The organism is Streptomyces sp. NPDC005141 (assembly GCF_053599975.1).
In genome coordinates this window covers 70,556-90,609 of the sequence record NZ_JBSFYW010000038.1, presented here as the reverse complement: position 1 = coordinate 90,609, position 20,054 = coordinate 70,556, and the positions used below count along the sequence as shown (strand labels likewise).

Annotated in this window: 12 protein-coding genes and 1 pseudogene; 5 read left to right on the top strand and 8 right to left on the bottom strand. The window is 67.8% G+C overall.

Going from position 1 to position 20,054, the window contains the following annotated elements; all coding sequences use genetic code 11:
* The first annotated feature begins 143 nt into the window (after positions 1-143).
* The 3 genes and pseudogenes from ACWD68_RS26810 to ACWD68_RS26800 all read left to right on the top strand — a co-directional run.
* Positions 144-6,659: an RHS repeat-associated core domain-containing protein gene (locus ACWD68_RS26810; protein WP_451809014.1), complete on the top strand. Its 6,516-nt coding sequence runs from the start codon at positions 144-146 to the stop codon at positions 6,657-6,659.
* A 140-nt stretch (positions 6,660-6,799) separates the two neighbouring features.
* Positions 6,800-7,159, top strand: coding sequence for an ankyrin repeat domain-containing protein (locus tag ACWD68_RS26805; RefSeq protein WP_451809013.1), 360 nt, complete (start codon positions 6,800-6,802; stop codon positions 7,157-7,159).
* A 313-nt stretch (positions 7,160-7,472) separates the two neighbouring features.
* A pseudogene (locus ACWD68_RS26800) lies at positions 7,473-7,634 on the top strand (DDE-type integrase/transposase/recombinase); the annotation flags it as partial.
* Positions 7,635-8,512: 878 nt separating this feature from the next.
* Here ACWD68_RS26800 and ACWD68_RS26795 read toward each other — a convergent pair.
* The 5 genes from ACWD68_RS26795 to katG all read right to left on the bottom strand — a co-directional run bounded on the left by ACWD68_RS26795 (position 8,513) and on the right by katG (position 15,128).
* Positions 8,513-9,235, bottom strand: coding sequence for an FAD binding domain-containing protein (locus ACWD68_RS26795; protein ID WP_451809012.1), 723 nt, complete (start codon positions 9,233-9,235; stop codon positions 8,513-8,515).
* Positions 9,236-9,520: 285 nt separating this feature from the next.
* A complete protein-coding gene (locus ACWD68_RS26790) occupies positions 9,521-10,354 on the bottom strand; it encodes an ABC transporter ATP-binding protein (protein WP_451809011.1) in 834 nt (277 codons plus the stop codon).
* A 205-nt stretch (positions 10,355-10,559) separates the two neighbouring features.
* Positions 10,560-11,294: a hypothetical protein gene (locus ACWD68_RS26785; RefSeq protein WP_451809010.1), complete on the bottom strand. Its 735-nt coding sequence runs from the start codon at positions 11,292-11,294 to the stop codon at positions 10,560-10,562.
* Between the two features lie 18 nt (positions 11,295-11,312).
* Positions 11,313-12,713 carry a dihydrolipoyl dehydrogenase gene (gene lpdA, locus ACWD68_RS26780; protein ID WP_451809009.1) on the bottom strand — a complete coding sequence of 467 codons (1,401 nt, stop codon included), beginning with the start codon at positions 12,711-12,713 and terminating at the stop codon, positions 11,313-11,315.
* Between the two features lie 192 nt (positions 12,714-12,905).
* On the bottom strand, positions 12,906-15,128 hold the full coding sequence (gene katG / locus ACWD68_RS26775; protein ID WP_451809008.1) for a catalase/peroxidase HPI: 2,223 nt from the start codon (positions 15,126-15,128) through the stop codon (positions 12,906-12,908).
* A 594-nt stretch (positions 15,129-15,722) separates the two neighbouring features.
* Between katG and ACWD68_RS26770 the strand changes: the two genes are divergently transcribed.
* Positions 15,723-16,133, top strand: a complete 411-nt coding sequence (locus tag ACWD68_RS26770) for a Fur family transcriptional regulator (RefSeq protein WP_451809007.1) — start codon at positions 15,723-15,725, stop codon at positions 16,131-16,133.
* A 44-nt stretch (positions 16,134-16,177) separates the two neighbouring features.
* The gene (locus tag ACWD68_RS26765; protein WP_451809016.1) at positions 16,178-16,651 is read left to right on the top strand and encodes a GNAT family N-acetyltransferase; all 474 of its coding nucleotides are present in this window, start codon (positions 16,178-16,180) and stop codon (positions 16,649-16,651) included.
* A gap of 134 nt (positions 16,652-16,785) precedes the next feature.
* On the opposite strand, the gene ligA is transcribed toward ACWD68_RS26765, so the two are convergent.
* The 3 genes from ligA to ACWD68_RS26750 form a co-directional block, all read right to left on the bottom strand.
* Entirely contained in the window at positions 16,786-18,870 is a 2,085-nt protein-coding gene (gene ligA / locus ACWD68_RS26760) for an NAD-dependent DNA ligase LigA (protein WP_451809006.1), read from the bottom strand.
* Positions 18,871-18,962: 92 nt separating this feature from the next.
* On the bottom strand, positions 18,963-19,385 hold the full coding sequence (locus ACWD68_RS26755; protein WP_451809005.1) for an ArsR/SmtB family transcription factor: 423 nt from the start codon (positions 19,383-19,385) through the stop codon (positions 18,963-18,965).
* A gap of 199 nt (positions 19,386-19,584) precedes the next feature.
* On the bottom strand, positions 19,585-19,959 hold the full coding sequence (locus tag ACWD68_RS26750; protein ID WP_451809004.1) for a hypothetical protein: 375 nt from the start codon (positions 19,957-19,959) through the stop codon (positions 19,585-19,587).
* Positions 19,960-20,054: the final 95 nt, after the last annotated feature.

The window sequence follows — 20,054 nt, the reverse complement described above, 5'->3', positions numbered from 1 at the left end:
GTCGGGGACTTGTCCCGCGCCAGTTGGAAGTACTGGCTGAAGAAGACGGTGCCGGTGAACATCGCGACACCCACGACCCCCACTTCCGCGCCCCGTCGTGCCCGCTTACGGGCAAGGGCGCCCGGCAAAAATGGATGAATTGGATGAAACCGAAGTTTCCGCGCCATCCCAGAGGTCGGCTGCTGCGCAGAACCGCGCTTGGCTTGTCCGCCGTCCTGGTCGGAACGCTCCTGCAGGTGGGAGCGGGCCCGGCCGCCGCGGCCGGCGGTGGTCTCCCGGGCATGCCCAAGTCGGAGAAGCCAGTCCCCGGCTCCAACGGCATCAAGGTCAAACCCCGCACCCGTCCCAAGAACTCCAGGACTCCCAGCAGAACCCCCCAGAACGACTGGCCGAAGCCCGCCCGCGCGACGATTGACGTTCCTGCGACGTCCGGCAAGACCGGCTCCGCCCAGGCCAAGGGGATACCCGTCCGCATCGCCCGCGCCAAGGACGACAGACCTGATAAAGCCCAGCGGGCCACTGGACAGGCCGCCCTGGACAGCGTCGAGACGCACGTCCTGAGCCACAGCCAGGCTGAACGCGCGGGTGTGCGGGGCATGCTCTTCACCCTCAGGCCCAACGCGACTCAAACCACGGCGACGGCGAGAGCGGGCGCTGTAGCGGGCCGGGTGTCGGTCAGCGTTGACTATGGCAGCTTCGCCGAGTCCTTCGGCGGCGACTACGCCTCACGTCTGCGACTGGTGGAACTGCCCGCCTGCGCCCTGACCACGCCGAACCGGGAAGCCTGTCGAACCGCGAAGCCCGTCGCCACCACCAGCGACGCCGAACAGCAGTCCCTGACCGCGAAGTCCATCAGCGTCCAGTCGGGCACGGCCACCGTGCTGGCAGCGACAACCGCCGCATCTGGTGGCCAGGGTGACTACGAAGCGACCTCGTTGTCCCCGTCTGCCACATGGAGCACGAACCTCAACACCGGGGACTTCGCCTGGTCCTACGGCATGGATGTCCCCGCCGTGCCCGGCGGACTCAAGCCGACAGTGGGCCTGTCCTATTCCTCCGGTTCCATAGACGGCCGCACCGGCGGCTCCAACAACCAGGGATCCTGGGTCGGCGACGGCTTCGACCTGTCGCCCGGCTTCATCGAGCGCCGCTACAAGCCATGCGCCGACGACGGAGTTAAGAACGCCGACGGCAACAAACCCGGCGATCTGTGCTGGGCCTACGACAACGCCTTCATCACCTTCAACGGCAAGGGCGGCGAGCTCGTCTCCATCGGCGACGGCGAATACAAGCTGAAGCAGGATGACGGCACCAAGATCAAGCGCCTGACCTCCAGCAACCGCGGCAACGGAGATAAGGACGGCGAGTACTGGCGCCTGACCACTCCCGACGGCACCCGCTACTACTTCGGCTACAACCGCCTGCCGGGCTGGACCGATGGGAAGGACATCACGGACTCCGCCTGGACCGTCCCGGTCTACGGCAACGATTCCGGCGAACCCTGTCACGCCGACGACTTCGCTGGCTCGTGGTGCCAGCAGGCGTGGCGGTGGAACGTCGACTACGTGGTCGACCCGCACGGCAACGCCATGGCCTACAACTACACCAAGGAAATGAACTCCTACGGCCGCAATCTCAAGCCGGAGGACGACACCCCCTACACCCGCGGCGGTTACCTCAAGCGCATCGACTACGGTCTGAAGTCCTCCCGGATGTACGCGGACAAGGCACTCGGCCAGGTTGTCTTCGACGGCACGGAGCGTTGCCTGCCGCAGACTGGGGTGACCTGCGATCCGTCCACGATCGACGACAAGGCGTTCTACTGGTACGACACGCCCTGGGACCTGAACTGCAAGGCCGACACGAAGTGCGACAACGGCCGCGTGTCCCCGTCGTTCTGGACCCGCAAGCGCCTGACCGACGTCACCACCCAAGTGCTCAAGAGCGACGGCTCCTACGGTCAGGCCGACAACTGGCACCTGGAACATCGCTGGGGCATGGCCGACACCGACTACCAACTGCTACTCGACAGCATCCAGCACACCGGTCAGTCCGCCACCCCCACGGTCAAGTTGCCGAAGACCACGTTCTCCTACACGCAGCTGGAGAACCGACTCGACAAGACCGGCGACGGCTACGCGCCCTTCATCAAGGCCCGCCTGTCTACCGTGGCAGACGAGTCGGGCGGCCAGATCGACGTCAACTACTCGACCGCCGTTTGTGACTGGAACGCCCTGCCGACGCCGGAGACGAACACCACACGGTGCTTCCCGCAGTACATCGGCGGCGACAGCGCGGACGACCCGGACAAGCAGTGGTTCAACAAGTACGTCGTCAACAGCGTGGTGGCGAGTGACCGCACTGGCGGCGCCCCGGACCAGGTCACCAAGTACTCGTATTTGGGCGGTGGCGCCTGGCACTTCGCTGACGACGACGGGCTAACCAAGGAGAAGGAGAAGACCTGGTCGCAGTGGCGCGGCTACAGCCATGTCCGGGTCCGCACCGGCGGCGAGGGCGGAACCGACGCCCTGAAGACGCAGAAGGACTCCTACTTCCTGCGCGGCGTGGACGGCGACCGCAAGGACACCAGCGGTGGCACCAAGTCCGTGTCCGTCACGCTGGACGCAGACGAGGGCGACCCGATCACCGACCATGAGTCCACGGCCGGACTTGAATACAAGACCGTCACCTTCGACAAGCCCGACGGCAAGGTGCTCGCCAAGACCGTAAGCCGCCCCTGGCACCATGAGACGGCGAAGAAGGTCCGCGACTGGGGCACCGTCACCGCCAACTTCACCGGCACGTCCAGCAGCAAAAGCTGGACCTCGCTCGACGACGGCGCCGGCAGCAAGTGGCGCATTACCTCCAGCGCGACCGAGCACGACACCATCGCCGGGCGGGTCACCGAGGTAAACGACTTCGAAGACAACTCCACCTCGACCGACAACCAGTGCACCCGCACCACCTACGCCACCAACACGACCGACAACATCCTCAACTTGACGCAGCGCGTCGAGACCGTCGCCAAGGCGTGCGACGCCACCGTCGACCGTACCAAGGACGTCATCTCCGACGTCCGCACGGGCTATGACAAGCAGGGTTACGGTGTTGCGCCGACCAAGGGCGACGCAACCGCCACGGCCACCCTGAAAAGTCACGACGGCACCAAGGCCGCCTATCTGGAGTCCGGCGCAACTTTCGACGGCTACGGACGCGTGCTCACCAGCACGGACCTGATCGCCGACGTCACTGTCGACAAGGACGGCACCCCGGTCCGCGTCGAGCGCAAGGACGGCCGCACCACCACCACGACGTACACCCCGTCCACCGGCCTGCCGACCCAGAAGAAGGTCACCACCCCGCCCGCGGTAGCCGCCGACTCCACCACTGCGCAGACCACTCTCGAAGACCTGGACCCGCTGCGGGGCCAGACGCTGAAGCAGTCCGATACCAACGGCAACGCCACCCAGTTCGCCTACGACGCCCTCGGCCGCTCCTCCAAAGTCTGGCTGGCCGACCGCACCAACACCCAAACCCCGAACTACGAGTTCACCTACAGCTACACGGAGGGCAAGCCGGTCGCCGTCGGCACCAAGATCCTGGACAACAACGGCGGCCAGATCGCCTCGTATGTGCTCTACGACGGGTTCCTGCGCGAACGCCAAACCCAGGAGCCGGGCCCGGACGGCGGCCGCGTCCTCACCGACGCGTTCTACGACGAACGCGGCCTGGCCGCAAAGAACTTCGCCGCCTACTACTCAACAGGCCAACCCACCACGGAGTTGTTCAAGCCCGACGACGCTTTGAAAGTCGAAACCCAGACGCGCACCACCTACGACGGACTGGGTCGGGCGGTACAGACTCAGCAGGTCGCAGGAAACAGCGGCGGCGGCACTGTCATGTCATCGACCAAAACGATCTACGGCGGTGACCGGGTCACGGTCATCCCTCCAGTGGGCGGCACCGCCACCACCACCCTCGCCGACGCCCGCGGTAACGCCACGGAGCTGCGCCAGCACCTCACGCGCAGCACGGACTCCGGCTATGTCGCCACCACATACGACTACACCCCGCGCGGAGAACTCGAGCGGATCAGTGACGCCGACGGCAACGTCTGGACTTACACCTACGATCAGCTGGGCCGCCAGAGGCAGGTGAGCGACCCGGACAAGGGGACAGTGACCAGCGAGTATGACGACCGCGGGCAGCTGATCTCTACCGAGGACGCCCGTCCCAAGGTGCCAGCCCTTTACTACGTCTACGACAACCTCGGTCGCAAGACCGAGACGAGGGAAGGCTCTGCCACCGGCAAGCTGCGCGCCAAGTGGGTCTACGACACGATCTCCGGAGCCCAGGGCCAGCTCGCCGAGTCCACCCGCTACGTCAACGGCGAGGCGTACACGTCCAAGGTCACCGCTTACAGCCGCCTGTACCAGGCCACCAAGACCGCCGTGGTCATCCCGGCAGCCGAAGGCAAACTGGCGGGCACCTACCAGACCGGCACCACCTACAAGTCCTCCGGCCTGGTCGCCTCCGTCAGCTACTCGGCGGCCGGATCCCTGGCTGGCGGATCGTTCAACTACGCCTACGAGGACCAGACCCTGCGCCCGACCTCGGTCTACGGCCAGGGCATGACTAGCAGCACCAGCTACAGCCTCACCGGCAAGCCGCTCGTCTACCAGATGGGGCTGACCAACGGCGGCAAGAAGACCCAAGTCACCAACGCCTACGAGTGGGGCACCCAGCGGCTCGCCAACTCCCGGGTGGACCGTGAGGAACAGCCCGGCGTCGACCGCGATGCCACGTACCGCTACGACGAGGCAGGCAACGTCCTGTCCATGTCGGACGTCTCCCGCACGGGCACCGACAACCAGTGCTTCACCTACGACTACGCCGGACATTTGACCGAGACCTGGACCCAGAACACCGCCACCTGCGCCAGCGCTCCCACAGGCAGCAGCATCGGCGGCCCGGCCCCGTACTGGCAGTCCTACACCTACGACAAGCTCGGCAACCGAAAGACCGAGACCCAGCACAACACCGCTGGCGACAGCAGCAAGGACATCAAGCGCAGCTACGACTATCTGGGGGTGGGCAAGCCGCAGGCCCACGCCCTGTCCTCGGTCACTACCACCGATCCGTCGGGGATTAAGAGTGCCTCGTACAGCTACGACGAGACAGGTAACACCATCACCCGCCCTGGCCAGGGCCTGCTCTGGGACAACGAAGGCGACCTCATAAAGGTCACCGAGGGCAGCAAGACCACCGAGTACGTGTACGACGCCGACGGCAACCGTCTGATCGCCCGCACGGACTCGGAGACCACTCTCTATCTCGGGCACACCGAGGTCACCCTGCCCAAGGGCGCCGCTAAGGCCAAGGCCACCCGCTACATCGGACTCAGCGGTGGGCAGACCGCTATCCGCAACGACGACGGCACCTTCGCCTTTACCATCGCCGACCACCAAGGCACCGGCCAGCTGGCTATCCAGGCCAGCGATCTCACACTCGCCCAGCGGCGCAGCCTGCCCTTCGGCGGCGCACGGGGTGATTTCCCCAAGACCTGGCCCGGCACCAAGGGCTTCGTCGGCGGCACCGACGACAGCAAGTCGACAGGCCTTACCCACCTCGGAGCTCGAGAATACGACCCGACTATCGGCCGGTTCATGTCCGTCGACCCGCTCATCGAACCCACCAAGCCGCAGTCACTCAACGGCTACACCTACTCAGAGAACAACCCCGTCACCACCTCCGACCCCACCGGCCTCTCGAACTCGACCTCCTGTTCGGGCTCGAGCTGTGACGGCGAATGGCAGTTCAAGGAATCCCACGCTTCCCCGGACTTCTCCACAGGACAGACGTGGGAAGAAAAATACCCGTGGGAGACATCCCACTACGGTTACTACGACGACCGAGCTGTCACCAGCAACTGCGACGCGGCATGTTCGGCAGCACTCGACTGGGCAGCAGAGCAAACGCCGACGATCACCGGAGGCAACCTTTGTGGTGTCTCCGTCAGTTCCGGGTGCGACGCTCAGTTCCGTGAGCGCGTCGCCCACGGCTACAAGGAAATGACGGTCTTCGACGACTACTACAACTGCACCTTCCATAACGACCAGACCGCATGTGACGTCTCTGGAGCAGCATTCTCTTCCGGTGGCAGCACCTGGGCAGCCAGCATAGCTTTCGGATTTGCGCATTCACTCGAAGAGCGACTTGCCGCTCGCACGCAGGTCGCATCGGAGAAAGTAACAGCCAGGAAGGTGGTAGAGGACGCCATTGCCAACAGTGAGCTCAGCAGGAAGAAAGCAGGGCTGGGTGGTGTTCTGCGGCTGGGTGATGGCGAGTCGGAGATACTGAAGGCGGCCAGCGGTAAGGACAAGAGTCAGGGCGGCCGAAAGGGGTGGATTCCCGATGTGGGAAGTCCCGAAAATCCGGCCCGATATACGGCCAGCTCTACCGGAAATAATGCGCGCGACAACGACACCGAGTACAAGATGCTCACTTACATCGCGAATAGGCTCGGCGATGCGTCAAATGTGAGCGGAAGTATTACACTTTACTCGACCCAGCAGGCCTGCTTCTCGTGCACGTCTGTCATCGGACAGTTCTCGCAAGAATTTCCAAACATTCGCATCAACTACGAATCGGGAGATTAGTCCGGAGTCGGTGGGCCGGAAGCGCGGAATGAAGCGTGGAGCGCCTGGTGCAGGCGCTCTACGTGCCGTTGGTGCTACCATCCAGGACAGCACGGAATATGGTTCATGCGAGCCTGCAGTCGACTTACTGGGAGCTATGGATGACTGGCGAAAGCGGCTCGGATCCGCGTCTAAGCGGTGATGAATGGACCCCCGCACACAAGGCGGTAGAAGGAAGTAATTACGAAGCACTTACCGTGCTCCTGGATTCTGGTACCGACCCTAACGAGATGTGCTTCGGCCATACATTGCTCACTCACGCTATCGATGTAGAAGGCGACGGGCATCTCCAGTCGGGCTACCCGTTGAATACTGTCGCGACAGCCATTCTGTTGGCCTACGGTGCCGACCCGGAGCTTCCCGCTGCAGATGGTGAAACTCCCTTGAGGATGGCAGAGTATTATCGACACGAGCTGGCGCAGCGTTTGCTTCGACGCTTCCTAAAGGCTGTCCCGCAATGATCTTTTCGACGGTCCGATCGCCGCCGGTCACGGCGGCCGTCGCATAGTGCCGGATTCCTCGTTGGTTGTATACATATCGGCTCCGCAGTAGACGGGTTGGTGGTGCGGGCCCGCCCCATACCCAAGGCCGGGCTTGGGCGTTGAGCTGGGTTGTTGTGAGGCGGGTGGCGTGTTCGATCTCGGCTGGTCCGGCGAATGACTCGCCGGCGAGGGTGGCCTTGCGGAAGATGCGCCACCAGCCTTGCTGGAGGGGGAGTGTCTAGAGGCAATGCCGGGACTCTGTTGGTGATGTTGATAAGCCGCTGACGGCCGGCTGTGCCAGCGGGACTTTGCTGCCCAGGAGCCGAACACCAAGTGCGTGGGAGACATCACCTATCTCCCGATCGGCAACGGCCAATTCCTTTATCTGGCAACGGTGTTGGACCTGTGCTCGAAACGCCTGATGGGCTGGTCGATCGCCGACCACATGCGGACCTACGGGCGCAACCCGCGCTCGGGCGACCCGGCTGGCATCGAGCAGGAGATGTGGGCCCTGCTCACTCTCTACCAGGTACTGCGGACTGTGATGGTCGAGGCTGCGGAGGCGCTGGCTGGCACTGATCCGGACCGCTGCTGCTTCACCGTCGCCCTCCAGACCGCCCGTGACCAGGTCGTCCAGGCCGCCGCCGTCATCACCGACCCCGCCGACGCCGGTCACCTCGGACTGATCGGGCACCGGATCCTGACCCGTCTCCTCCCGCCCCGACGCCGGCGGGTCAGCACCCGCAAGGTCAAGTCACCGATGTCCCGCTACAGCACCCGCCACGAGGACGGCAGGCCCGACACCAGCCGCACCATCACCGGTCTCGACATCAACGTCCTCGAGCCTCCGGAATCCCGCCCTCAGCTCCCCGCCGTCTCCCGCGACGACCGGCACACCGCCCTCGCCGAGCGCCGCCGTCACCGAATCCTGGCCCTGCTCGAGAAAGACCCCAACCGCCTCTGGCGCCCCCGTGACATCGCCTCCCATTTCGGCGACATCACCATGGAAGCCATGTATCGACAGCTTTCCAGATGGGCCGAAATCGGCCTCATCCACAAACTGGGCCCCGGCCTCTATGCCGCCACAGCATGGACTCCAACGCCCCTTGCGTGACCAGCGAAAACGCTAACTACCCGGCCTTGGGGAAGCTCCCAGCTGAACGTGCCCCGCCAGCGCGTGCACGCCGTCGGGTACTGGCGAGCGGCCCAGGCTCCCGCGCCGGTCGGCGACCCGAGGTAGGGCACCTGGAACTCCGCGCTCGGCGAGCCGGCGAGTCGGCGAGTCGGTCCGGCGGACAAGCCTGCGGACCCGACTCGCCGACGTTCGCCCTCCTAGCGGTCGGCGGGGCGCGCCCGGAGATCGGTGGCGTGCCGGCGGACCGCATCCCACGTCGCGGCCGGAAGCCGGCCGAAGGGGCCGTCGCGCAGTGCCCGGAGATCCTGTTCGGCGTCGGTGTGGCACAGGGTGCTGTCGCTGAACACCTCCTCGTCGTCGCGGACGGCGACGCGAAGGAGGCGCTGTCCGTCGTCGGCGGGGTGCACGGCGGCGGCGATGACGAGTGGCGGCGGCCCACCGGCCTCGCCCGCGGCCTTGTGGTAGCTGCTGGCGACCGGTTCGCGCCAGTGCAGGCTCAGCAGCAGGTGGCGCTTGGCCAGCACCTCGGCCAGGTCGGTCTCGTTCACGCCCTCCGGCTCCAGGATCACCGCGCGGGCGTCCAGGACGAGCGCCGCGGGCAGCAGGCAACGCAGCGTGCTGCCGACGATGTTGCCCCCGACGGTGGCCGTCCGGCGTACGGCTCCGGTCCCCACGGTGGCGGCCGCCCGGCGCATCACCTCGGGCACACGGTCGTCTATGCGGTTCAGCACCACGGCCGCGCCGAGGGTCTCGCGCCCGATCGCATTGGCCTCCGGGAGGTCGCGCAGCGACATGGCGTGGTCGGGGAAACCGTCGCGTTGCCAGGTGGCCCACACCAGCGTGGCGCCGCCGATCGGCACCGCACCCTCGGTCATGCACTCCTGTGCTTCGGACACGGACGTGGGCAGACGCAACAGCACGGCAGCCGACCTGCTTTCCTGGTACTTGGCGGCGGGGGTACGCGGTGTCTAGGCCAAATGACCGTCGACAGGCGCATTTTCGCCGTACAGACGCAGGCGCGTACAGGGCGCATTCCTTCGATCGGTGCGCCCCGCACGCGGATCCGTCCACGATGAGACCTTCCGCCGGGCCCGTACCGGATGTCCGCGCTCGCCGAGCGGCAGCCGAGCGGTCCTTTCCGGCGGCGCCGCCCGCAGGGTCGTGCCGGTCACCGCCACGTCACGGCACCGTGCCCAAGACACCCGTCAACTGGCCTTGTGACGACCGGAGTAGGCCGCCCAGCGACCATCGTGCCGGACCACGGTGATACGGCGCCCGAAGCAGTTGGTCATCCAGGAATCGGTCAGGGTGTCGTCGACGGGACCACGCGCGAGGACGCGCCCCTCGCGCAGGAGCAGTGTGTGGCTGACGGCCGGGGACAGCTCCTCCAGGTGGTGGGTGACCGTCACGGTGGCCAGTTCCGGGCGGCTCTCGGCGAGGTGTTGCATGGCTTCGACGAGATCCTCGCGGGAGGGCAGGTCCAGGGCGTTGAACGGCTCGTCGAGCAGCAGCAGGGCCGGCTCGGCCATGAGTGCCCTGGCGATCAGGATCCGGGCCCGCTGCCCGCCCGAGCAGACGCCGTACGGCCGGTCGGCCAGCTCCTTGATGTCCAGCTCGGCGAGCAGCTCGTGGCCGCGCCCGCGCACCTCGGCGTCGTAGTTCCGCCACAGCGGTTGCACGGTGCCGGTGTGGCCCGTCAGGACGACCGTGTGGGCGTCGATGTCCTGCGGAACGCGCTGGGCGGTGCTCACATGGCCGATCCTGGCGCGCAGTTCGCGCACGTCGACCCGGCCGAGCCGGAAACCGAGCACCTCGACGCTCCCGGTCGTGGGATGCATCAGCGCGCCCAGTAGCCGCAACAGGGTGGTCTTGCCCGCGCCGTTGGCTCCGAGGAGGGCCCAGTGCTCACCGGCACGCACCGTCCAGTCGATCTCCGAGAGGATCACCCGGCCGCTCGTGTGGCGGTGGACGCTCACATCACGGAGCGCGACCACCGCGTCCCCGTCACTGCCGGTTCCCTCGGTCGGCACCTCGGCCATGTCCGGGCTCCCCTCGATCGTGGTGTATCCGGCACATTAGATGCAGCGAGCACCTTTGTTGTCCGGGCGGCCGCGTCGTGGACGGCGTACGGGCTCGGGTGCCGATGCCGATGCCGATGCCGATGCCGATGCAGAGGGCGGGGCCGATGCGGAGGGGGGCCGAGGGCCGTGCCCGGACGCTGCTTGGGCCGCGGTGTTGCGACGGTCACCCCAGGATGTTGACGGCGCGGGCCACCACCAGCACCACGGTCACCAGCGAGACCGTGGACTGGAGCATCATCAGCATCTTGGCCCAGCGCGACAGCGGCATCACGTCGGTCGGGCTGAACGCGGTGGAATTGGTGAAGGAGAGGTACAGGTAGTCCAGGAACGCCGGTTCCCAGTCGGACGGTGCGGTCTCCGGGCTCTGCATCTGCACGAAGAGGAAGTCGGCGAACCGGTGACGGCCCAGCATGCGTTCCGCCGGACCGCCGCGGTCCCACTCCCAGTACCACAGGGCGAACACGATGACGTTCGTCAGCCAGATGGCGCCGCCGGTCAGCAGCAACGACCCGGCGTCCAGGCCCTCGGTGCCGTTCACCAGACCTGCCACCAGTCGGGCCGCCGCCCAGCCGTTGGCCAGGCTGATCAAGCAGATCAGGGCCAGGCCCAGCCACCGCAACCGCCTGTTCCGGGGTTCGGCCCGCCGGGGGTTCGCGGCGATCAGGCCCGCCAGCAGGACCAGCTCCAGGACCGGCAGCACCCAGGACGGCCGGAAGGCCAGCCGGTGCGGCAGCATCAGCTGGAGGGTGACCGCCACCAGGATCGCGGCGGTCACCGCCCAGCGCGGCTCGCCGTGGGTCACCCGCCGCCAGGCGGGCGCCACTTCACGCTCGCCGGACTCCACGAGCCGCTCGATCCTGACGAGCCGGCTCTCGGTATCGCGCGCACCGTCGTCCATGGAGATGATTGTCGCGCGTCACATGTTGATCATGTGACCGGCCAGTCCGTGGATGGCCTCCTTGACCGCCTCGCCGAGAGTCGGGTGGCCGTGCACATTGCGCGCCACCTCGTGGACCGTCAGGTCCCACTGCTGGGCGAGCGTCAACTCCGGCAGCAGCTCGGTCACTTCGGGACCGATCAAGTGGGCTCCGAGGAGTTCGCCGTGCCGCGCGTCGCTGAGGATCTTGACGAACCCCGCCGTTTCGCCCAGGCCGTGGGCCTTGCCGTTGGCGGTGAACGGGAACTTCGCCACCTGGACGTCGAAACCCTTCTCGCGGGCCTGCGCCTCGGTCCAGCCGAAGCTGGCGATCTGCGGCTGGCAGTAGGTGGCCCGCGGGATCATGACGTAGTCGAGTTCCATCGTCTCCGCGTCGGCGATCGTCTCGGCCGCCACGATGCCCATCGACTCGGCCGCGTGGGCGAGCATCAGCTTCGCGGTCACGTCACCGATGGCGTAGATGTGGGGCACGCTCGTCCGGCAGCGGGCGTCGATGTCGATCGCCCCGCGGTCGGTGAGCTTCACACCCGTGTTCTCCAGGCCGTAGCCCTGCACACGGGGCTGGAACCCGATCGCCTGCAACACCTTGCCGGCCTCCAGCGTCTGGCGCTGGCCGCCCGTGGTCACCATGACCTTGACCGCGTCGCCGGAGTCGTCGATCGCCTCGACACGGGTGGACGTCAGCACATTGACGCCGAGCCGCTTGTAGCGCCGGGCCAGCTCCGCGGAGACTTCCTCGTCCTCCAACGGGACGATCCGGTCGAGGAATTCGACGAGGGTGACGTCGACGCCGTAGTTGTGGAGCACGTAGGCGAACTCGACGCCGATGGCACCCGCGCCCGCGATGATGACGCTGTCCGGAAGGGTGTCCGACAGGATCTGCTCCTCGTACGTCACCACGCGCTCGCTCAGTGAGGTTCCGGGGAGCAGCTTGGTGGTGGCGCCGGCGGCGATGATGCAGTGGTCGAACGTCACCGTTTCCGTGCCGCCGTCGGACAGGGCGACCTCGAGCGTGCGGTCGTCGCCGAACGTGCCGCGGCCGGTGTACTGGGTGATCTTGTTCTTCTTCATCAGGTAGTGGACGCCCTTGACCCGTCCGTCCGCCACCTTGCGACTGCGGGTGAAGGCCGCGTCGTAGTCGAAGGTCACCTCACCGTTCACTCGGATGCCGAAGGTCTTGGCCTCCTGGGTGAAGATGTGCGCCAGCTCCGCGTTGCGCAGCAGTGCCTTCGACGGGATGCACCCCACGTTCAGGCACACACCGCCCCAGTACTTCTCCTCGACGATCGCCGTGCTGAGTCCGAGTTGGGCGGCTCTGATGGCCGCGACATATCCACCCGGGCCGGCGCCCAGGACCACCACGTCAAAGTGTGCGCTCATGACGGCCAGCCTAGAGCGCCGCCGCGCCGCGCGGCCGGACCGCCGATCCCGCCGGTACGGCGGGCCCCGGCCCGGAGCTGCCGAGAGCCTCCTGCCGTTCGTGCGAAAGGCGTCCGGGCCGGCCCCGCTGGGGGACCGGCCCGGACGTCAGACGTCGTACGTCAGATGTCGTCGTACGTCACGCGTCGTACGTCAGACGAGGTCGAACCGGTCGAGGTTCATGACCTTGTCCCAGGCGGCGACGAAGTCCTTCACGAACTTCGCCTGCGCGTCATCGCTCGCGTAGACCTCCGCGAGCGCCCGCAGCTCGGAGTTCGAGCCGAAGACGAGGTCGGCACGCGTACCGGTCCACTTGACCTCGCCGGTGGCGTCGTCGCGGCCCTCGAAGGTGGTCGCGTCCTCGGACGTCGCCTTCCACGTCGTGCCCAGGTCGAGCAGGTTGATGAAGAAGTCGTTCGTCAGCTTTCCGGGGGTGCCGGTGAGGACACCGTGCGAGGACTGCTGGTGGTTCGCGCCGAGGGCACGCAGACCGCCGACGAGGACCGTCAGCTCCGGGGCACTCAGGGTCAGCAGGTTCGCCCTGTCGAGCAGCAGGTACTCGGCCGGCAGCCGGTTGCCCTTGCCCAGGTAGTTGCGGAAGCCGTCCGCGCGCGGCTCCAGCGCGGCGAAGGACTCCGCGTCGGTCTGCTCGTCCGTCGCGTCGACGCGGCCCGGGGTGAACGGCACCTGGACGTCGTGACCGGCGTCCTTGGCGGCCTTCTCGACGGCGGCGACGCCGCCGAGGACGATCAGGTCGGCCAGCGAGACGTTCTTGCCGCCGGTGTTGAACTCGCGCTGGATGCCCTCCAGCGTGCGCAGCACCGCCGCCAGCTGGTCGGGGTCGTTGGCCTGCCAGCCGCGCTGCGGCTCCAGACGGATGCGGGCGCCGTTGGCACCGCCGCGCTTGTCGCTGCCGCGGAACGTCGAGGCCGACGCCCACGCGGTGAAGACCAGCTGCGAGACGGTCAGGTCCGAGGCCAGGATCTTCGCCTTGAGGGCACTGACGTCCGCGGCCCCGATGACCTCGCCCTCCGCCTCCGGCAGCGGGTCCTGCCACACCAGGGTCTCTTCCGGGACCTCCGGGCCGAGGTAGAGCGACTTCGGGCCCATGTCGCGGTGGGTCAGCTTGTACCAGGCGCGGGCGAAGGCGTCCGCGAACTCCGCGGGGTTCTCGTGGAAGCGGCGGGAGATCGGCTCGTAGATCGGGTCGATGCGCAGCGACAGGTCCGTCGTGAGCATCGAGGGAGCGATCTTCTTCGAGGCGTCGTGGGCGTGCGGCACGGTGCCCTCGCCCGCGCCGTCCTTCGGCTTCCACTGGTTGGCGCCCGCGGGGCTCTGGGTCAGTTCCCACTCGTAACCGAAGAGGTTGTCGAAGAAGCCGTTGCTCCACTGGGTGGGCGTGGTGGTCCAGGTGACCTCCAGGCCGGACGTGATGGCGTCCGCGCCCTTGCCCGTGCCGTACGTGTTCTTCCAGCCAAGGCCCTGCGCCTCGATCGGGGCGGCCTCGGGGTCGTCGCCGACGCTCTCCGCGGGGCCCGCGCCGTGGGTCTTGCCGAAGGTGTGACCGCCCGCGATCAGGGCGACCGTCTCCTCGTCGTTCATCGCCATCCGGCGGAACGTCTCACGGATGTCGCGGGCCGCGGCGATCGGGTCCGGGTTGCCGTTCGGGCCCTCCGGGTTGACGTAGATGAGACCCATCTGTACGGCACCGAGCGGGTTCTCCAGCTCACGGTCGCCTGTGTAGCGCTGGTCGTCGAGCCAGGTGGTCTCGGGACCCCAGTACACGTCCTCCTCGGACTCCCAGACGTCCTCGCGGCCACCGGCGAAGCCGAAGGTGTCGAAGCCCATCTGCTCCAGGGCGACGTTGCCGGTGAGGATCATGAGGTCGGCCCAGGAGAGGCTCTGGCCGTACTTCTTCTTGACGGGCCACAGCAGACGGCGGGCCTTGTCGAGGTTGCCGTTGTCCGGCCAGCTGTTGAGGGGGGCGAAGCGCTGCTGCCCGGCGCCGGCGCCGCCGCGGCCGTCGCTGATGCGGTAGGTGCCCGCGCTGTGCCACGCCATGCGGATCATGAACGGGCCGTAGTTGCCGAAGTCGGCGGGCCACCAGTCCTGCGAGGTCGTGAGTACCTCGGCGATGTCCCGCTTCACTGCCGGGAGGTCGAGGGACTTGAACGCCTGGGCGTAGTCGAAGTCCTCGCCGAGCGGGTTGGCCACGGCGGGGTTCTTGGCGAGGATCTTCAGGTTGAGCCGCTCCGGCCACCACTGGCGGTTTCCGCCGCCCTGGGTCGGGTGCGGGGCGCGGTCGTGCGCGACGGGGCAACCACCTCCGGCCTCCGTTTTTGAGTCTGTGACGATCGCATCATGGTTCTCAGACATGGGAATCCTTCCGGACGGGGCGGATCTCGGTGCTCAGAGACTGCGGGTGGTGGAACAGCCGGGGCGGGGGCCCCGGTGGCCGGCCTCCGGACCGTCGACGGAGTCGATGGGGAGGCCGTGGTGGTCGGACGGGAACAGGCAGGGGGCGTCTCCGGCCGCACACCCGGGGGCGAGGACGCGGTACACCGCTCGCACCGGGCCGGCTGGACCGGTCCGATGCGGGGTACGAGTCTCGCCACGGTGAGCGGACGGAGGGCCGTATGCGACGTGAAGGGAGACGCGGCGCCGGGCCGGCGTACCCCGGACGCGATCGCCTCGTCGCCGAGGCGGCCCCGGGTTCCGGGAGGGTCCCGAGCAGCGTGTCACGGGCGGCCGTCACGCGCAGGCCGACGCCGCGCCGTTCCACGGCGGTGGTCCCGACATGTCTGTGTCTCCTGCCCGTACTGGAGTCTTCCTGTCCCTTGGCTAGTGCCAAAACCGATCCTACGATGGACAGAGTCCAAGTCAAGAAGGACGCCAAACCCATATCCGATCGGACCCGGATGCGCACCGATAAACTGCGGGCTCCCACCGAACCTGAAAAGGTGAACCCATATGAGTGACCTGCTGGAGCGACTGCGAGGACGAGGCTGGCGGATGACCTCCCAGCGGCGTGTCGTTGCGGAGGTCCTCGACGGCGATCATGTGCATCTCACAGCCGACGAGGTGCACGCCCGCGCGACCGAGCGGCTGCCCGAGATCTCCCGGGCGACCGTCTACAACGCCCTGGGGGAGATGGTCTCCCTCGGCGAGGTCATCGAGGTCTCCACCGACGGCCGTGCCAAGCGCTACGACCCCAACGCCCACCACCCTCACCAGCACCTGGTGTGCTCCAACTGCGGCACCGTCCGTGACGTCCACCCCGCCGGCAACCCGCTGGCCGACCTTCCGGCGACGGAACGATTCGGTTTCACGGTGGCCGCCGTCGAGGTCACCTACCGGGGTCTGTGCCCTTCGTGCGCCTGAGCATCCGGCCCGGCGGCCCGGCCGACGCACCGGCGATTCTGGACATGCTCGACGCCGCGGTGGTCTGGATGAACGACCGCGGCAACACCGAGCAGTGGGGCACCACCCCGTACTCGCGGACCTCGGGCGGGGTGGAGCGGGTCCATCGGTACACGACCGAGAACGCCCCCCGCATCGCGGAGGCGGACGGAACCCCCGTCGGAGCCCTGGTGCTGGACTCCGGGCCCAGCCCGCACATGCCGATCGAGCCCGCCGGGGAACCCGAGCGGTACGTCCGGCTGCTCGTGTCGGACCGACGCCACGCCGGTCGGGGCATCGGGGCCGCGCTGCTGGACCACGCCGCCGAGGAGACCCGGCGCGCGGGCGTCGCACTGCTGCGGGTCGACTGCTGGGCGGGCGGCGGGGGTGAACTGGTCGCGTACTACGAGCGCAACGGATTCACTCCCACCGACCGATTCCTGTCCGGAACCTGGCCGGGACAGGTACTGGCCCGAAGGGTCGGCCCACCGCGCGGCTAGGGCGGGCGTCTCCCGGCGGAAGTCTCGGACCTCAGCCGGGCACCGTGTGCCCTGCCGGGCACGGCTCGAGCGCGGCAGCAGCCGGACGACCCTCCCGACGGACCCTCGTACGAAACGGCGTCCGGGGCCTCGACTCAGGCGAGGTAGTCGGCGACCAGCGTGGCGAACTCCTCCGGTGCGGCGAGTCTGATCCCGAGGGCTTCCGCCTTGGCTCGCTTGGATCCCGCGCCCTCTCCGGCGACGACCAGCGTGGTCTTCTTCGACACGCTCGAGGAGGAACGCCCACCGGCGCGCTCGATGAGTTCGTTCATCTGGTTGCGGCTGAGCTGCTCAAGTGCCCCGGTCATCGCGCCGGTGACGACCACCGTCATCCCGGACAGCGGACCACCGGCCGGCTCGTCGCCCTCCGCCTCCGGGGCGGCCTCGCCGGCCGGGGCGGGCGGCGTGGCGCCGGGCTCGGTCATGTTGACCCCGGCGGCGGCGAGTCTGTCGATGAGCGGGGCGAGTTCGGCCAGCTCGGCGACGATCGACGGGGCCTTCTCCGTGCCGATGCCGTCGACCTGCTGCATCGTTTCGGCATCCGCCGCGCGCACGTGCTCCATGCTGGCGAAGTACCGGGCGATGCGCCGGGACATGGAACGGCCGGTGCCGCGGACACCGAGCGCGCACAGCACCCGCGACAGCGGCTGGCCCTTGGCCGCCTCGATCGCCGCGAGGAGGTTGTCGGTACTGGTCGCGCCCATCCGCTCCAGGCCGAGAAGCTGGTCCCGGGTCACGGTGAACAGGTCGGCGAGATCGGCGACCAGACCGGCCTCGACGAGCTGAACGACCCGCGTATGACCGAGGCCCTCGATGTCGAGCTGGTCGCGGCCGGCGGCGTACGAGAGCGCGGCGACCAGGTGGCAGTTACGGCCCTGCTCACAGCGCCAGCGCTGCTCACTGGTGTCGATGGCGGATCCGCAGTTCGGGCACGCCTCGGGGAAGACGATGGGCTGCTCCTCGCCGGTGCGCAGATGGGCGACGGGCGCTTCGACACGGGGAATGACGTCACCGGCGCGGTGGACCATCACATGGTCGCCCAGCCGCAGATCGCGACGCGTGATGTCCGCCGGGTTGTGCAGCGTGGCGTACGTGATGGTCGAGCCGTCGATCTCGACCGGCTCCAGCACGGCGCGCGGGGCGATGATGCCCGTACGGCCCACGTTCCACTCCACCTCCAGCAGCCGGGTGATCTTCTCGACGGCCGGGAGCTTGTAGGCGATCGCCCAGCGCGGCGCGCGTGTACCGGACCCGGCGGCCCGCTGGTCGGCGGCCAGGTCGGCCTTGATGACGATTCCGTCGATCCCGAACGGCAGCTCGGCGCGCAGCGCCGCGATCTCCTGGACGCGGGCCAGGACCTGCTCTGCGGTCACCGCGGTGATGCCGGGTACGGCGGTGGTGGCGGTGGTGTTCACGCCCAACTCGGCGGCCCGCGCCATGAGATCGCTGTGTGCGAGCTCGCCCAGCCGGGCTGCCGGATCGGCCTCGGTACCGGGCAGCGGCAGGAGGCCGTAGCCGAAGAAGGTCATCGGAACGGTGTAGGCACGCTCCTTGGCGCGCAGGGTGCCCGCCGCGGCGTTGCGCGGGTTCGCGAAGGGCTGCCCGCCGTGAGCCGTGCGCACCTCGTTGGCGTGCTCGAACTGGGCCGTCGTCATGAGGACTTCGCCGCGCACCTCCAGGGTGACCGGCTCGGCGAGCTCACCGGGCAGGCCCTCGATGGTTCCGATCGCGTGCGAGACGTCCTCACCGGCCGTCCCGTCCCCGCGGGTGACCAGCCGGGTGAGCCGCCCCTGGCTGTACCGAGCGGCGATGGCCAGGCCGTCGAGCTTCGGCTCGACGCTGAACCGCTCCACCTCGTGGCCGATCCGGCGGGCCAGCGACGCCGTCCAGGCGGTGAACTCCTCGGGCGAGAAGACATTGTCCAGGCTCAGCATCGCCACCGTGTGCGGGACGTCCCCCTCGACGGCGCCGCCCGCGACCTTCCCGGTCGGCGAGTCCGGCAGCACCTGATCGGGATGCTCGGCCTCCCATGCGGCGATACCACGCACCAGCCGGTCGTAGGCGTCGTCGTCCAGCACGGAGGTGCCGCCCTCGTAATAGGCGGCCGACGCCTTCAAAGCGTCCTCGACCGCCTGCGCGTAGGCGACGGCATCCACGATCACTGCAACTGGTGTTGTCATACCCGCCATCCTGCCTGCCACCACTGACAACGCCCTCCCGCCGGGTGGTTGGACACGGGCCGCCCCCGAGCGCGAGCCGGAGCGGGTGGGCCTCAGTGGCCCCGGACGGCGGGTGAGGGGTGCGCGGACCGGTAGGCGACGAGGTCCGGTTCGCGCGGCCCGGGAGGCAGACCGGTGTCGATGTCGGCCTGTCGCAGTTCGGCCAGCAACTCGGTCTGGCCGGAGAGCAGTTCGGTGAGGATGCGGCGGGCGGCGCGCAGGAGTTCGGCGACATCGCCGCCGGCCAGCGCATAGCTGACGGTCGATCCCTCGCGGATGGACACCACGATTCCCGAGCGGCGGAGCACGGCCAGTTGCTGCGAGAGGTTGGAGGGTTCGATCTCGATCTCGCTCAGCAGGTCACGCACCGAGACGGGTCCGCTCTGCAGCAGTTCCAGGACCCGGATGCGGACGGGGTGTCCGAGCATGCGGAAGAACTCGGCCTTGGCCTGGTAGAGGGGGACCTGCCTGGTCAATCGTTCGCTCCCTGCCGCCTGGGACGGGCTGTTGCTCCAGCTGGTGCGGTGGCTGTCTGCCCGCAGCCGCGAGCGGTGCCCTGGGATCGATCCTCTCCGCTCCACCTCCGCACGCCCACGGGATTGACTTGATCTGGATGTACCCAATTGAAGAAGTCTTCAAGTCGTGGGCATGCGAAGGCGCGGAGAAGCCGGCTGTCTACACCTCCAGTTCGGCTTCGATGCGTGCGAGCTGATGGCGGGCCATGGCCAGATTGGATGTCGCCTTGTTGAGTACGAGGTAGAGGAACAACCCGTTGCCGCTACGGCTCTTGAGCGGCCGGATCACGTGGTATTGGCTTTCGAGCGTGATCAGCACGTCCTCGATCTTGCTCTTGAGCCCGAGGTGTTCCATGGTGCGCACCTTGGCCCGGATCACGTCGGTGTTGCCCGCCGCGGCGACGTTCAGGTCGAGCTCCTTGCCGCCCCCCAGCGTGCCCAGCGCCATGCCGCTCGTGTAGTCGACGAGGGCGGCGCCCATCGCGCCCTCGATGGACGTCATCGTCTCCTTGAGGGAGACCTCCACGTTTGCCATCCCGATATCTCCTCCTGAGTCACCGCGCGGGCGGAGGATTTCCCGCCCGGTCGGTGCCCCGGACCCTACGTACCGTCCTTGACCGGCATCCGAGT

Excerpts from the sequence above, each read along its gene's own strand:
- ACWD68_RS26810 (WP_451809014.1), top strand. The coding sequence starts at position 144 with ATGAAACCGAAGTTTCCGCGCCATCCCAGAGGTCGGCTGCTGCGCAGA.
- ACWD68_RS26805 (WP_451809013.1), top strand. The coding sequence starts at position 6,800 with ATGACTGGCGAAAGCGGCTCGGATCCGCGTCTAAGCGGTGATGAATGG.
- ACWD68_RS26790 (WP_451809011.1), bottom strand. The coding sequence starts at position 10,354 with ATGGCCGAGGTGCCGACCGAGGGAACCGGCAGTGACGGGGACGCGGTG.
- ACWD68_RS26785 (WP_451809010.1), bottom strand. The coding sequence starts at position 11,294 with ATGGACGACGGTGCGCGCGATACCGAGAGCCGGCTCGTCAGGATCGAG.
- lpdA (WP_451809009.1), bottom strand. The coding sequence starts at position 12,713 with ATGAGCGCACACTTTGACGTGGTGGTCCTGGGCGCCGGCCCGGGTGGA.
- katG (WP_451809008.1), bottom strand. The coding sequence starts at position 15,128 with ATGTCTGAGAACCATGATGCGATCGTCACAGACTCAAAAACGGAGGCC.
- ACWD68_RS26770 (WP_451809007.1), top strand. The coding sequence starts at position 15,723 with ATGAGTGACCTGCTGGAGCGACTGCGAGGACGAGGCTGGCGGATGACC.
- ACWD68_RS26765 (WP_451809016.1), top strand. The coding sequence starts at position 16,178 with ATGCTCGACGCCGCGGTGGTCTGGATGAACGACCGCGGCAACACCGAG.
- ligA (WP_451809006.1), bottom strand. The coding sequence starts at position 18,870 with ATGACAACACCAGTTGCAGTGATCGTGGATGCCGTCGCCTACGCGCAG.
- ACWD68_RS26750 (WP_451809004.1), bottom strand. The coding sequence starts at position 19,959 with ATGGCAAACGTGGAGGTCTCCCTCAAGGAGACGATGACGTCCATCGAG.